The sequence below is a fragment of the Novosphingobium sp. KCTC 2891 genome (assembly GCF_025938155.1).
GTDB lineage: Bacteria > Pseudomonadota > Alphaproteobacteria > Sphingomonadales > Sphingomonadaceae > Novosphingobium.
In genome coordinates, this window is record NZ_JAPCZG010000019.1 from 1 (window position 1) to 13,161 (window position 13,161).

General features: G+C 63.1%; 14 protein-coding genes. 12 read left to right on the forward strand and 2 right to left on the reverse strand.

Features of this window, described 5'->3' with window-relative positions:
- Positions 1 to 314: 314 nt before the first annotated feature.
- Complete coding sequence (locus OLX02_RS19295) at positions 315 to 626, forward strand: hypothetical protein (RefSeq protein ID WP_010890953.1); 312 nt, start codon at positions 315 to 317, stop codon at positions 624 to 626.
- 128 nt (positions 627 to 754) lie between these two features.
- Here OLX02_RS19295 and OLX02_RS19300 read toward each other — a convergent pair whose 3' ends face one another.
- Positions 755 to 982, reverse strand: a complete 228-nt coding sequence (locus tag OLX02_RS19300) for a hypothetical protein (RefSeq protein WP_041551550.1) — start codon at positions 980 to 982, stop codon at positions 755 to 757.
- 454 nt (positions 983 to 1,436) lie between these two features.
- Here OLX02_RS19300 and OLX02_RS19305 point away from each other — a divergent pair, with 454 nt between their 5' ends.
- The 9 genes from OLX02_RS19305 to OLX02_RS19345 all read left to right on the forward strand — a co-directional run bounded on the left by OLX02_RS19305 (position 1,437) and on the right by OLX02_RS19345 (position 11,212).
- Entirely contained in the window at positions 1,437 to 1,727 is a 291-nt protein-coding gene (locus OLX02_RS19305; RefSeq protein ID WP_010890955.1) for a ribbon-helix-helix protein, CopG family, read from the forward strand.
- Complete coding sequence (locus OLX02_RS19310) at positions 1,714 to 4,044, forward strand: type IV secretion system DNA-binding domain-containing protein (protein ID WP_010890956.1); 2,331 nt, start codon at positions 1,714 to 1,716, stop codon at positions 4,042 to 4,044. Before OLX02_RS19305 ends, OLX02_RS19310 begins: the two co-directional genes overlap by 14 nt.
- A 3-nt stretch (positions 4,045 to 4,047) precedes the next feature.
- Positions 4,048 to 7,089, forward strand: a complete 3,042-nt coding sequence (mobF, locus tag OLX02_RS19315; protein WP_010890957.1) for a MobF family relaxase — start codon at positions 4,048 to 4,050, stop codon at positions 7,087 to 7,089.
- A gap of 38 nt (positions 7,090 to 7,127) precedes the next feature.
- Entirely contained in the window at positions 7,128 to 7,328 is a 201-nt protein-coding gene (locus OLX02_RS19320; RefSeq protein ID WP_234007470.1) for a hypothetical protein, read from the forward strand.
- 2 nt (positions 7,329 to 7,330) lie between these two features.
- Entirely contained in the window at positions 7,331 to 7,534 is a 204-nt protein-coding gene (locus OLX02_RS19325) for a hypothetical protein (RefSeq protein WP_010890958.1), read from the forward strand.
- 19 nt (positions 7,535 to 7,553) lie between these two features.
- A complete protein-coding gene (locus OLX02_RS19330; RefSeq protein WP_010890959.1) occupies positions 7,554 to 7,910 on the forward strand; it encodes a hypothetical protein in 357 nt (118 codons plus the stop codon).
- A 108-nt stretch (positions 7,911 to 8,018) separates the two neighbouring features.
- The gene (locus OLX02_RS19335) at positions 8,019 to 10,460 is read left to right on the forward strand and encodes a DEAD/DEAH box helicase (RefSeq protein WP_010890960.1); all 2,442 of its coding nucleotides are present in this window, start codon (positions 8,019 to 8,021) and stop codon (positions 10,458 to 10,460) included.
- 105 nt (positions 10,461 to 10,565) lie between these two features.
- On the forward strand, positions 10,566 to 10,781 hold the full coding sequence (locus OLX02_RS19340; protein WP_010890961.1) for a DUF5818 domain-containing protein: 216 nt from the start codon (positions 10,566 to 10,568) through the stop codon (positions 10,779 to 10,781).
- 245 nt (positions 10,782 to 11,026) lie between these two features.
- Positions 11,027 to 11,212, forward strand: coding sequence for a hypothetical protein (locus OLX02_RS19345; RefSeq protein ID WP_041551553.1), 186 nt, complete (start codon positions 11,027 to 11,029; stop codon positions 11,210 to 11,212).
- A gap of 2 nt (positions 11,213 to 11,214) precedes the next feature.
- Here OLX02_RS19345 and OLX02_RS19350 read toward each other — a convergent pair whose 3' ends face one another.
- Positions 11,215 to 12,015 carry a GntR family transcriptional regulator gene (locus OLX02_RS19350; protein ID WP_010890963.1) on the reverse strand — a complete coding sequence of 267 codons (801 nt, stop codon included), beginning with the start codon at positions 12,013 to 12,015 and terminating at the stop codon, positions 11,215 to 11,217.
- Between the two features lie 157 nt (positions 12,016 to 12,172).
- Between OLX02_RS19350 and OLX02_RS19355 the strand changes: the two genes are divergently transcribed.
- Both OLX02_RS19355 and OLX02_RS19360 read left to right on the forward strand, forming a co-directional pair.
- Positions 12,173 to 12,835 carry an FCD domain-containing protein gene (locus OLX02_RS19355; protein WP_011906606.1) on the forward strand — a complete coding sequence of 221 codons (663 nt, stop codon included), beginning with the start codon at positions 12,173 to 12,175 and terminating at the stop codon, positions 12,833 to 12,835.
- Positions 12,836 to 12,963: 128 nt separating this feature from the next.
- Complete coding sequence (locus OLX02_RS19360; protein ID WP_122129310.1) at positions 12,964 to 13,161, forward strand: hypothetical protein; 198 nt, start codon at positions 12,964 to 12,966, stop codon at positions 13,159 to 13,161.

Genomic DNA, 13,161 nt, shown 5'->3' on the forward strand with positions numbered 1-13,161 from the left:
CGGTGACCAGTAGCTGACGAGACATTGACCTGCAGGCATCCGCGACCGCGTCATCGTGGATCAGGGTGGTATGCCCGCTGCGCCTGATTGACAGGTTAGCGATTAAAAGACTCTCGCAGACTTGCCAAGCATGATGGCCGCCATTGGCCCGCGTCAAGAAGGGCAGTTCCCCCAATTTTTACGCCTGAAGAAGGCGAAAAAATCGGCACCCCCACCCCCGCTGCGCGGCGGGCCGCGGGCGACCCGTTCCTGACCCGGACCAAGCTCGGCCATCCCCGAGGAGACCTCTTCAATTCCTTTGACAGGAGGCTCACATGAACGCTCTTACCAAGACCCTCGACATCCCGGCTTTCGACCCCATCAGCTATGACGCCGCAGTACGCGCCGCCAGCATCAGGGCCCAGCACAGCTTCTTCGACCAGCACGTCATCGAGGACGAGTTCGGCTGCTTCCTCGCCATCGACGAAGGCGATTACAACGCCCTGCCCCAGGACCTGATCGACCGGATCGTCCATTCCGTCCCCGGCATGATGGCTGACGACTTCGACGAGGCGAACATCGCCCGCGCCGCAAGCTTCATGAGCGTGGTGATGGATCCCGAATGGGACGCGGATTGCCCGTTCTGAAATGACCAAAGTTCGCAGCGCCGGAGGGCTCCGCTGAGGGGCTCTCCGGCCCCCCTTTTTTGCGTGTCCAGATAAAGCGCAGCCGGGGCATCGAACCCCGGCTGCGCTGGCCTTTTGCAAGGCCGGTTTCAGCTTGCCCGAAGGCGTTTCTCGGCTTCGTCCAGACCGAGCTTTGCGAGAGCGGCGAAGAAGCCTTCGACCCTCTCGAACGGCGCCTTGCCGAGAACCGATTTCTGCATCAGTTCAACGCTTGCCGCCCGCTCGCTGTCACGCAGTTTCGCCTCGCGCGTTTCCAACGCTTGACGCTCCTTCGCGATCGCTGCTCGTTCCGCTTCGAGACTTCCTTTCCTGGCCATGATTGTACCTCTTGGGTTGGTGCTGAAACCTCCCGCGCGCGAGGATCGTCATCCTGGCCAGCTTGGCAAGCCCCCTGCCCTGTATCGCCCCGGTCGGATCTGCAGACTGCGTGCAATCCTGCGGCCCAGGCTACCGTTGGCAGGCCGTGAAAGGCCCACCCGGATTCGGGCAAAATCACCAAAACCCGCGAGCCATCAACGCTACAGGATCAAGGGGAAGAGGTGCAGACCGTACACGGCAGGACCGTCTGGAAAATGACGGAAATGCGTGGGTTTGGGCCAAGAGCAAATGTCCGACGGGGTCTGACATCCTCCAAACCCCGCAGAATACCGTCATTCCTGCGTCAGACCCTGTCTGACATGGCCCGCTGACACCCTCGGCATTGCCAATGAGACCCGCATAGCCTAAAACGGCGCTGCGCAATTCCCACCAGGCCCTGATGAGGGTCTGGTTATGGCAGATGAAGTCCGGCTCACGGTTCGGATACCGCGCGACCTCGCAAATGGCGTCGAGAAGGTTCAGGCTGCGCGCGGCCTGACGCCCTCGATCATTCTGCGCGACGCGCTCACCCTGTACCTCGAAGCCTTCGCCGGCAGCACCGAAACCGAGCGGCGTCGGCAGTTCTCATCCGAGTATCTGTTCCTCGGCATCGATCTCCTGATCCAGCGCCAGTTTCCCGATGCGCATGAAGCCCTGATGGCGGAAGCCGACCGCCGCGTGGAGGCGCTCTATGCGTCGTCCTGACACCTGGTCCGATCAGGCCCGCCCCGGCCAGCTCAAGCACCATTCGGCGCGCGGGAACATGCCGCGCAACGCGGGCAATTTCACTCGCGGCTCGCAGCTCATCACGCACGAATTCCTGATGTGGTTTTCCTCGGCGAAGATGCCGCTGCTGGTGTGGTTCTTCACGTTCCTGATCGCGCTCTCGATCGTCCTCGCGCTGCTGCTTCACGAGCATGAAGTGCAGATGATCCTGATGCGGATCTATGCGGAGGGATGGAGCTTCATGGAGTTCAGCCCGCGCAAGATCCTCAACCTAACCTTGCCCTCCGGCCGCGTGATCCCTGCCCCCGTTTCGATGATCGCCAGCCACCCTGATGTCGTCATCGCCTGGAACAAGCTGATGCGCGCAATTTGGGGTTCGCTGTTCATCTCGCTGTTCGTCGCGGTGCCGCTTTCGGTCTGGTTCATCGACCTCTCGCGCAAGCGCGGCAAGGCGATCCTCGAAGAACGCCACCAGCGCGGCGCGATGCTGGTCGACGCCAAGGAGCTTGCCGCCGTGATCAACCAGCACAACAGCGCCGCGCTTGCCCAGGAGATTGCCGAACGGATGCCCGGCAAGACCATGGACGACGTCATGAAAATGAGCTTTGCCGAGCGCAAGGCCGCCGGCATCCACCACGTCTACAACATCGCCGGCGTATCGTTTCCGTGGCGGAGCGAACAGGCTCACACGATCATGATCGGGTCGACCGGGACCGGCAAGACCACGCAGATGCGGGACATGATCGCGCAGATGCGCGTGCGCCAGGATCGGGCGGTCGTGTTCGATCTTACCGGGGCCTACGTCGAGGCGTTCTATAACCCCGAGACCGACACGATCCTCAACCCGATGGACGAGCGCTGCCCGAGCTGGTCGCTGTTCGACGAGGGCAAGAACTACGCCGACTTCACCGCGATCGCATCAGCCATCTTGCCGACCGACGGCGGCGGCTCGGACCCCTTCTGGATGCTGGGAGCAAGGACATTGTTTGTGCAGACCTGCGTCCAGCTCATGAAGCTCGGCCAGGCGACCAACGCCGCACTCGCCTACCGGCTGATGATGGCCGACCTTGAAGAGGTCCACGAACTGCTTCGCAATACCATTGCCGAGCCGCTGACCGCGCCAGTCGCGGCGCGCATGGCCGAGTCTGTCCGTGCAGTTCTCAACACCAATGCCCAGGCCTTGTTGTTTATTCCCGAAGGCAAGGAACCCTTCTCGATTTGCGACTGGATTCGCCACCAGGACAAGCCGGGCTCGATCCTGTTCATTACCTCTTCGCATAACGAACTGGTGCTCAACCGGGCGCTCTTGTCGCTGTGGATGAACCTTGCGGTGCATACCCTGATGCGGCTGCCGCGCACCCGGTCATTGCGCACCTGGTTCTTCTTCGACGAAGTCCATGCGCTGCACCGCCTGCCAGCGATCGAAGACGGCTTGCAGACTGCGCGCGGCTTTGGCGGCGCCTTCGTGCTCGGCATCCATTCCTTCGCCAAGCTAGCCGAGACCTATGGCAAGGAAGGCGCGCAGAACCTTGCCTCGCTGGCCCGCACCAAGCTGATCCTGGCAGCGGCCGATCGCGACACCGCCGAGCACTGCTCGGACTACATTGGTCACCGCGAAGTGCGGATGATGGATGAGGCCTACAGCTACGGCTATTCCAACATCCGCGACGCCGCGACCATTACCCCGCGCTCGGAAGTGCAGCCGCTGGTGATCCCCGATGACATCATGCGCCTGCCTTCGCTGCGCGGGTTCCTGGTCTTTCCGGAAGGGTTCGATGCGGCGCGGATCAGGCTCACCTACAAGGACTACCCCAAGGTCGCAGAGGGCTACATTCTGCGCGAGAACGTCGAGCCTATCGAGTTCATCTCCATGCCCAAGGGTGACGATGAAGTCGCCGAGACCGGCGGCCGGGACCGCAGCGGCGAACCGGAACTGGAGCCGCGCGGCGAAGACCTTGGGCGCGACCCCGCAGTGCCGTTGTCACCGGCGCTCGAGCCCGACGCCAATGCGCCGGAAATCATGCCCGATGGACCAAATCCTGATCCCAGTGTCGGCAAGCAGATGGCATTTCGTCTGGAGCAAGCGCCTCAGAACGAACGCACCAATAGCCGCGAGCAGGACCCGAGTCAGAAGGCTGAAAAGAGTTCCGCGTCCAAGCCTGCCGCGCAGCGCACCGTCGGGTCCCGCGAACTCAATGACCCCGCCATCCCCGACAAGGAATCTGAGCGCGGCGCGAAGACCGCCAAGGGGATCGAGGACCAATCGCATTCCCGTGACGACGGACCGGAGCTCTAGGCCATGCACTCGATCGCCTCCGTCCGGTCGTCGAGCGGCGCTGCCGACTACTTCGCCAACGACAACTACTACTCGGCCGATGAGCACGCGGAAGCGGGGGTCTGGGGCGGCGAAGGTGCGCGCGCGCTGGGGCTTGAGGGGCAGGTCGAGCGCGATGCGTTCGAGGGCGTGCTCAATGGGCGGCTGCCCGACGGCGAGATGGTCGGGCAGGTCGAAGGTCGGCGCCTGGGTCTCGATCTCACCTTCTCGATGCCCAAGTCTGCCTCGATCCTGGCGCTGGTCAGCGGCGACCGGCGGATCATCGATGCGCACCTGGCGGCGGTCAAATCGACCATGTCGCAGCTTGTCGAAAAGCAGTTCGCCGAGAGCCGCAACTATGAGCGCAGCCGCAGCGGCGAACCCCAGAAGACCGGTAACCTCGTCTATGCCCTGTTCGCCCACGATACGAGCCGCGCGCTCGATCCGCAGGGGCATATCCACGCCGTCGTCGCCAATCTGACTCGCGATCCCAAGGGCACCTGGAAGGCGCTGTGGAACGGCGAGATCTGGAAGAACAACACCACGATCGGCCAGTTCTACCACGCCGCCTTCCGCGCCCAGTTGCAGAAGCTCGGCTACGAAACCGAGGCTGCCGGCAAACACGGGTCGTTCGAGATCAAGGGCGTGCCCGCCGAGGTGATCAAGGCCTTCTCGACCCGCACCACCGAGATCGAGGCGAAGATCGCCGAGGTCGGGGCAACCCGCCTCGAAACCAAGAAGCAGATCACGCTTTATACCCGCGATCCCAAGCTGGCGGTCGAGGATCGCGGCGCACTGGTCGAGGGCTGGCAGCAGCGCGCGGCCGAGCTCGGGTTCGACGGCAAGGCTCTTGTTGCCGCAGCCAAGGCGCGCGCCGAAGTCGAGGCGCGGCCGAGCTTCCGCGAGACGGCCACGGCCGCGATCGGCGAAGTTTCGACCCGGATCAACGCCGCGCTGCGCACCCCAAGTCCGCTTGCCGTGAGCGGGGCCGCAGCATTGTTCCTGTCGGCCGCCACCATCAAGGCTCAGCACGCCACCGCTTCGGCGATCCGTCATCTCTCCGAGCGCGAGGCAGCGTTCTCGCCGCAGGCAATCCTGGCGAGCGCGCTGGGGTTCCATATCAAGGGCCTCGAGGGCGGCGCAGTGGTCCAGCGAATTGGCGAGCTCATTCGCGACGGGCACCTGATCCCCGGCAAGTCGGACCGGCTCGACGGGCACTCCGATCTCGTGACCACGCCGGCCGCACTGGCCATGGAGCAACGCATCCTTGACACCATCGAGCGGGGTCATGGCGAGGGCCGCGCCTTCATGCCGCCCGAGGCGGCGATGACCCGGCTGCAGGAGGCCGCGCGTGAACTTGGGCGCGAGCGTGCCGGGGTGGACACCTGGCAACTCAACGAAGGCCAACTCGCGGCGGGCGTGGCGATCCTCTCAGGCGGCGATCGCTTCCTCAACGTCCAGGGCGTCGCCGGTGCGGGCAAATCCACCCTGCTAGGCGCACTCGACAAGGTGCTGGACGCGGAAGGCGTGAAGCTTGTCGGGCTCGCTTTCCAGAACAAGATGGTCGCTGATCTGCGCGGTGGCGGCGGTCAGGGCATGTCGGCCGACCAGATGCGCGAGGCGGGGATCGAAGCCTATACCATCGCCCGGTTCCTCAATACCTACAGCTCGGCGGCCGCTGCAGGCAGCGGCGAGCGCTACGAGGCAGCGAAGGCTGCGCTCGCCAATACCGTCATCATCACCGACGAAAGCTCGATGGTTTCCTCGCGCGACATGCTGCGCCTGGTGACGCTCGCCGAGCAGCTCGACCTCGCCAAGGCGCCGTTCATGGGCGACCGCCAGCAATTGTCGGCGATCGAGCAGGGCAAGATGTTCGCGGTCTCGCAGGCCTCTGGTCAGGCGACCGTGCGGATGGATGAGAACATACGCCAGAAGAACTCGCCGCTTCTCCTCGCAGTTGCGGGGCTCTCGAACGAGGGCCATGCCGGCCTCGCACTTGACCTGCTTGCCGCGCACGGCCGCGTAATCGAAGCAGGGCCCGACCATGTCGCCCGCGCCGCCGAGCTGTGGCTCTCGCTCGAACCCGACAAGCGCGAAGCGACCGCGATCTTCACCGCCGGGCGTGACGATCGCGCCGAGATCAACGCTCGGGTCCAGGCGGGGTTGCTCAAGGAAGGGACATTGAGCGGCGCGGGCGTGCCGCTGGCGACCCTCCAGAGCGTCAACGCCACCCGCGAGGAGCTGCGGTTCGCCTCGACCTACCGGGTGGGTCAGGTGCTTGAGGCGCGGATGGAGGTGCGCGAGATCGGCCTCAAGGCCGGCGAATACCGGGTGAGCGAGGTGCGCAAGGACGGCAAGGTCGTGCTCGAGCGCGATGGCAAGCGCAAGGTCATCGATCCTGACCGGATCAATCCCGATCACCGCTTCGACCGGCTCGGGCTTCATGAAGAGAAGCAGATCCGCCTCCACGACGGCGAAACCGTGTTTTGGCGTGACAAGGACGGGTCCCGAGACATTGCCAAGTCGACCTACGCCACCGTGCTCGAGGCGCGAGCAGAAGGCATCCGGGTCGAACTTGCGGACAAGCGGCAGCTTGTCCTGGTCCCCGGCGATCCGATGCTGCGCCGTCTCGACCTTGGCTATGCGCTCAACGCTCACATGGCGCAGGGCATGACCAAGCCACAGGCGATCGAGGTCATCTCTTCGACCCAGCGCAACCTTGCCACCCAGCGCACGCAGAACGTCCTCAATACCCGCGCCACTGACGACATGACCGTCGTCACCAACAACCTCGAAGGCCTGAAACAGCAACTCGACCGCACGCCCGGCAACAAGACCTCAGCGCTCGAAGTCACCGGTAAGGTCGAGGTTGAGCCGCGCCATGTGAACCCGATCGATACCCGGCAGGTGCCCGAACTCCGCATGAGCCCCGAGCTCAAGGCCAAGCTCGACGCAGTGCTCGGCAAGGTGGCGGAGGCGCCGGTGAAGCAGATGCGCCCGGAAAAGACGCTGGGGCTCGACCTGTGAGGGCTCGGTTTGCCTTTTCTCCCGACGCCGCGGGCCGCGTGTTCGATCGCGCGCAGGCAACTCTGGTCTGGCTGGCGGTGCTGGTTTTCTTGTCTTCCGAGCCGGCGGTGCGCGGCCTGGCGATCGCCGCGATGCTCGCCGTCGCGCTCGCGGCAACGGTGGTCGCGCTCCTCGCTGAGGCCGCCCCGTCCCTTCCTCAATCGCCAACCCCTCCCCCGGCTGCCCATCCTGGAGACTGACCATGGCCTACGAGCATGACGAAATCGGCGACTTTGCCAGCGAGCGCGACGCGCAGGACTGGGCCGAGCGCAACAACATCGATCCATCAGATCTCCACTTCCGCGCCCGCGGCAAGCGGGGTGTCACCCTGAGCGTGCGCCGGTCGGCGCTCGGGGATTCATCGCAAGCCGACCTCTCGTTCGGTCGGCGGACCGGCTTTTTCTGAAAACCCAAGGAGAATGATGATGAAGTGTACTCTCTATCTCGTCCTGCCGTTGCTTGCGGTAACGGCCACCCCTGCCCTCGCGGCGAATCCGAGCTCGCAGGAGCCGGCGGCGACCGCAGCGACCCCCGCCGCCGCGCAGCGGGCAACCGACAGGGAGGCCATGACCGAGCAGGTCCGGCAGAAGCTCGCGCGCCTGCGCGAAGCGCTCGAAGCGCGCAAAGGGGATGCCAAGGCCGGCGTGCCGCGCGCCCAGCATGAAGTGCAAGGCCTCTGTTCGGATTGCCCGGACGAGGACACGCACGCCCATCATCATTCCGTCAGCGAAGGGAGCGAAGTCGACTGCATCGAGTGTGTCGACCGCGCAGTCTACGCCTGATCGGGAAGGCGCGGTCCGGGTCACCTCCCACCGGGCCGCGCCGACCCGCTCATTCATTGTCGACCGGTTGGGCGCTGCCTTCGCCACGCACAAACCAGGAGAGATCCAATGCTCGCTACTGCCGATGCCCCGCCTACCTCCGTCGCCCGCAATAGGCGGCGCAAGGCGTTATGGCAGCCACGCGCTGACCAGACGCGCCTTGCAGCACGGGTCGCCGAGATCCTCAGAACCTCGAGCCATGCCTATCTTGAGGCCCCCACCGGATCGGGCAAGACCCTTACTATGGCGCTTATCGGCGAGCTCCGCGCAGAGGAGACCAAGGTCTACCTTGCGCATAGCGTTGATATCGTTGACCAGACTTCCCGTCAGTTTGATGCCTTCGCTGCCGCTGGCGTGATCTCCAACCGCGCGTCATGGCGTTGCACAACGTGGCAATCCTATCGCGAAGCAGTCCGGCGAGGCCGGCTCCAGGAACTCGTGGGCACGGCTTCGCCCGATCTGGTTTTTGTCGATGAATGCCACATCGGAGGCGGCGATGGGCCGGACAGCAATGTCTCCTTTCAGGCAATCCGCGCGACAGCAAGGAAAGTCGTCTGGGTTTCGGCAACTCCCTGGGACGTCAACGAGGCGGTACTTGGAGTTCGGGAGGGTTGCTCTGCGGTCCTGCGAATGCAGGAGGCGTTCAATCTCGAACTGCTCAATGCGACGGACATTGTCCGGATCGACTGCGGTCTCAGATTGCGAGCCGCGGTCGCACAGTTGGAAAAGAGCTCGGGGGCCGCCTTTTCGTCGCTTGCGAGGCAAAGCTTCGTAGTTGAGCAGGATTGTGCCGAGCTCGCCTATGATGACCTTTCTGGTCAGGTCGAAAAGTTGCTCGACCGCTCGTTGCGTCCATCTGACGTTTCGACCATTGTGCGCCATCGCATCCGCCTTCTCGCCGACGTCTATCTGCAGCGACATATGTCCGAACGCGCGATGTTCTGGCTGCCCAATCAGACCTATGCTCGTGAATGTGCGCAATACATCGCCGACCGGCTCCCGAGCGGGGAACGCGCCGAAGCCATCATCCATGATCCCGGCAATAGCGTCGCCGAAATGGAATACGGTATTGCGGCGCGAGAGGCGTTTGCCAGGGAGGACGGCTCGGTCAGGGTTGCTTGCGTCGTATTCCGGCTCCGCGAAGGGTTCGATTCACCGGGGCTGCGTCTGGGTTTCGATTGTTCGTGGTCGCCGCGCAATTTGCGCGCAACGGTTCAGAAGATCGGTCGGCTAACGCGCAAGGCCCCAGGCAAGCCGCGCAGTCAGTATTACTATGCGGTCGACGTTAAGACAGTCGCCGGGGCCCGAGCGAGCCAGTTATCCGAGGCCTTTCTCGGGGGGGTACAGGCCGCGCTTCGTGCGGACATACCCAGTGCGCAGTTCACAGCTGAGGCAATTATCGAGGCAGGTGCGATTGCCAACGCGATGAGCGGCAGCGTCGGCGGCGGGCCGCGCAGCTTCTGGTCGCAGGGCTCCTGGACGGGCGAAGCAATCACCCGCGCACATGTGCCGCTTTTCGAGTTCGACCAGGTTGCCGGATATGCCGAAGTCAGCCGAGCAACGCTCGATGCCGCTTTCCTCAAGCCGGACGAACAACTGGACGAGTCTGTTGTAGCCGAACTCGCGGAGCGTTTCCTGGAAGGGCTTGAGCAGGGCCAGCGCGCAGAAGACTATCCGCCTGCCGTGGTCAACGCTCTGCGGCGCTGCTGCACCAAACTGGATTCTCTCCATGATTTGATGTTTCATCGCCGTCTCAACCGGGCCACGCCTGCTCTTGCGACCAGGTGGGGCTGTGTTCTGTCGGATGTTGTACTCGACCGGATGGACCGGGACGATGCCATTGTCGCAGCGATCGAGGCAGGCAAACCGCGTCCGTCGCAAAGGACCTTTGAAGGGCAGCAGTTTTCTCGCGCTTTGATTGCAACTGGCCCCTACTTTCGGCCTGATCTCGCGGCACGCTTGGCCGTCTTGGGACAATATGAGCCGCAGCAGGACAGGCGCATGCGGCTGAAGCATGAAACCGACTTGAACATCGAGCGGATAGTCGGACTAATCGAACGCGGCGAAGAGCCACCTGCGCAAGGCACGGCCGACCGAAATCGGCTGAGTGGCTGGCTCTCGCCTTTTGGTTCAAAGACCCGTCCCGATGTGCGGGAGCGGATCGAGCGGGTCCGTCCCGACCTGATTCCGAAGGGGATTTCCTATGTCGAACGGGACGCCTCGCGCCGACAACGGCAGCTAGAGATGATTGCATGGGTGACACAACACAAGGCCCTTCCCCCTGCAAGCAGCGGCCTCGGCAAAATTTTGAAGGCCTGGGTCCAGAGGAATCCCTCATTCCTTGCCGCATTTCTGAAGGAACTAAAAAATGCTGCGCGCCCGGGAAAGATCGACGTCAAACTCAAGCCTCGGACAAACCGAAAGCGCAAGGCTAGGAAGCCCTTGGCCAGGAGCGGGACACGCTCGGCAATATCGCCTGTCGCCCAGCATTCGGCCGCGATGCCGCGATGACGCACATGCAACGCTGGAATTTGTCCGGCCGTTTGCTATGGACACCGACGTGTCCGCACAAGTGCTCCGGCACGCAATCTACCCAATTCGAACCCGATCCAGCACATGAACCTCCCTGCCCGCCGCACGGCCAACACCATAACCGGAACGATCGAGGCGGGACCGCGCGGACCGATCCTGCGCGATGCCGACGGCCTTGCCTGGCGGCTGCATTTTGGCGAGGAATCGGTGCCAGAAGGACTGGAGGGACAGGTCAGCGTGCGCGGCAAGATCGTACAGCCCGACCGGATCGACGTCGAGTTCTGCGCCGCGATTGATTGAATTCTCGGCTCGGCGCGCACGTGCAAACTGTACTCTACAGGTATCCATCGTCATGACGGGCCGGGAGCGGAATTAGCAGCCGATGTGATCTCGAGTAGTCGAAGCGCTGCGTGATAAGGGTGCCTACCTAAATTGCACCATTTCAGAGACATTATTCGGCAAATTTAACTTGGCGCAATATTGACAGATTCCCAAGTTTCAACAATCGTTTGCTTGGATTTTGGCTCGGGGGCGGCTTGATGCGAATGCAGCGACTGCTGATCGATCGAAGCACGCTTGACCTGATCACCTCAGATGCCCGGGACTTCCTCAATGTGCTGAACGCCGCCGGGCTATTGAAGGCATCGGCCCTGATGCAGGGCGTCCTCGAACAGCTCGCGTCGGACAGAAATCGCCTGCCCGAAGACAGTGACAAGACAGGTACAAACTAGGGCTATCTGAGGTTGGCGGCCGGAACTCCGAACGGGATCGTCCGGCCATCGGCGCCCGGCTCACGTGTGCCCTGACCAAAGAGCCTGCCCTCGAACTCGAAGGTCGGCGCGAACCGGACAATCGTCGCCGCCTCGCCCGCTTCGCGCCCGGCCAGGTCTTCAATCGCCGCCAACACCGCCTCGCGCGACGAGTAGATGTCCTCGCGCATCAGCAGCCGCGCCATCGAGCCCGATCGCTCGGCGATGGCGGACGCGATCTTCTGGTGCATGCGGAACGACTGTTCGGCATCTTCGGCGCGCTGTGACCAGACGATCCGGCGGTGAAGCGCATTGGGAAGCACCATGCGCGCCATCTCCGGCATTTGCGGGATGCGCGACATGCGCATGATCTCGACGTGGAACCTGAGGTTCTCGATGACCACGCGCTCGAGTGAATCCGGACCCTCGGGCGTCGCTTCCCGGGCTTCGGCGGCGAGCGCGGCAAGCAGAGAGATCTCGGCATCGCTGGCCCGCTCAGCCGCGCGAAACGCAGCGAGGCCTTCGAAATTGGCGCGCATCTCGAACAGGTCCTCGACCTCTTCGCGGCCCCAGGTGCGCACGGTAAATTCGCTCCGGCCCTGGCGGGTCAGGTAGCCTTCGTGAGCTAGAGCACTCAGCACTTCGGCGACCCCGGCCGGGCGGCAATCGTAGACTTCGCCAACCTCGGCCTTGCTGATCGACTGCCCCGGAAGGTAGCGCGCAGACAGCACCCCGAACCTCAATTCGAGGAACATGAGTTCAGAAAGGGACTGTGCTCTGGTCAATCGACCTCCCTCATGGGTGAGTTCTGGCTCACCGCATTGTTTCGTACTTCCTAGCACAACATCGTTTTGATTTCCGAATCCGGGAGCTTCGCATTATCCCCATTTGGTCGTCGTTCGGGTTTTTGGGGCAGCAGTGGCCAAAGCAAAATTGCCAGTCATGACAACGATTGCCTGCCCGGCGCAGATGATCTTTGCCGTGCTGCGCGAGCCCCGCAAGCGGCGGCGCTATGACAGCGCGGTCGATATTCCCGGCCTTCAGGGTCGCGATCCCGCCGAGGCAGAGCGCCTGGCACTTGAACTCACCGATCTTGGCCTCATTGCGCGTGACCATGGCCGCTACACCATCATCGACTGGAGCGTTGACCGGATCTCCGAGCACCTGGCTCTGGCCGGTGCGATCCAGGCCTTGGCGGCAGCCGAGGTAGCCGCTTGTCACGGAAAGACGGATTTCAGCCATCTCGAGGCGCTGAATTCGGCGCTCAAGGCCTATGACGACATGGATGCGGCAAACCTGCTCCAAGGGGCCTACATCGATTATCAGTGGCACCTCGAACTCGTCCGTCTGAGCGGTAATCGGGCGGCGCTTGCGGCTTATGGCAAGGCGGTTCCGCCGGCGGTGTGGATTGCAGGCGCCAACTACTTCCAGCTCGACGAAGCGCGCAGTTCCTTGGTCGAGCACGACCGTCTGGTCGCCTACATGAAGGCGGGCGATACCCTGCGCGCGCGTGATGCGGTCTCGTTCCATGTCGAGGAAGCCGCCACGCAGATCCGTCGCGCCGGCACGGCAAGGATTGAGAGCTATCCGAGCAAAGGGACCTGACCTCCAGCGCCGCAGCGCTGCGAGGAAAGGGGGTTCTAGGCTTGTGCGGAGGGCTCGACCTGTTGCTGGCACATGATTGAAAATCCAGTCTGTTTGGGGTAATCATGGCCAGGGCGAGGAGACCCTCGATGGACCATGATCGCTACGGACTGGATGGAATGCCAATCTCTTGTCGCGGGGCCGACTGCGACCCTGTGACAGGCATTGCTTTTCCCAAGACTCCAACGTCTGAGAATGGCGGCATTCCGCATCTCAGAGTTATCTTGGCTTTGATGATGATCGCGTTTGTCGGCTTCTTCGCATGGCAGACCCATATGCTTGGCTAA

What these genes read in the sequence shown, in the direction of transcription:
- OLX02_RS19295 (WP_010890953.1), top strand. Translation starts at nt 315, where the DNA reads ATGAACGCTCTTACCAAGACCCTCGACATCCCGGCTTTCGACCCCATC.
- OLX02_RS19300 (WP_041551550.1), bottom strand. Translation starts at nt 982, where the DNA reads ATGGCCAGGAAAGGAAGTCTCGAAGCGGAACGAGCAGCGATCGCGAAG.
- OLX02_RS19305 (WP_010890955.1), top strand. Translation starts at nt 1,437, where the DNA reads ATGGCAGATGAAGTCCGGCTCACGGTTCGGATACCGCGCGACCTCGCA.
- OLX02_RS19310 (WP_010890956.1), top strand. Translation starts at nt 1,714, where the DNA reads ATGCGTCGTCCTGACACCTGGTCCGATCAGGCCCGCCCCGGCCAGCTC.
- mobF (WP_010890957.1), top strand. Translation starts at nt 4,048, where the DNA reads ATGCACTCGATCGCCTCCGTCCGGTCGTCGAGCGGCGCTGCCGACTAC.
- OLX02_RS19325 (WP_010890958.1), top strand. Translation starts at nt 7,331, where the DNA reads ATGGCCTACGAGCATGACGAAATCGGCGACTTTGCCAGCGAGCGCGAC.
- OLX02_RS19330 (WP_010890959.1), top strand. Translation starts at nt 7,554, where the DNA reads ATGAAGTGTACTCTCTATCTCGTCCTGCCGTTGCTTGCGGTAACGGCC.
- OLX02_RS19335 (WP_010890960.1), top strand. Translation starts at nt 8,019, where the DNA reads ATGCTCGCTACTGCCGATGCCCCGCCTACCTCCGTCGCCCGCAATAGG.
- OLX02_RS19340 (WP_010890961.1), top strand. Translation starts at nt 10,566, where the DNA reads ATGAACCTCCCTGCCCGCCGCACGGCCAACACCATAACCGGAACGATC.
- OLX02_RS19345 (WP_041551553.1), top strand. Translation starts at nt 11,027, where the DNA reads ATGCAGCGACTGCTGATCGATCGAAGCACGCTTGACCTGATCACCTCA.
- OLX02_RS19355 (WP_011906606.1), top strand. Translation starts at nt 12,173, where the DNA reads ATGACAACGATTGCCTGCCCGGCGCAGATGATCTTTGCCGTGCTGCGC.
- OLX02_RS19360 (WP_122129310.1), top strand. Translation starts at nt 12,964, where the DNA reads ATGGACCATGATCGCTACGGACTGGATGGAATGCCAATCTCTTGTCGC.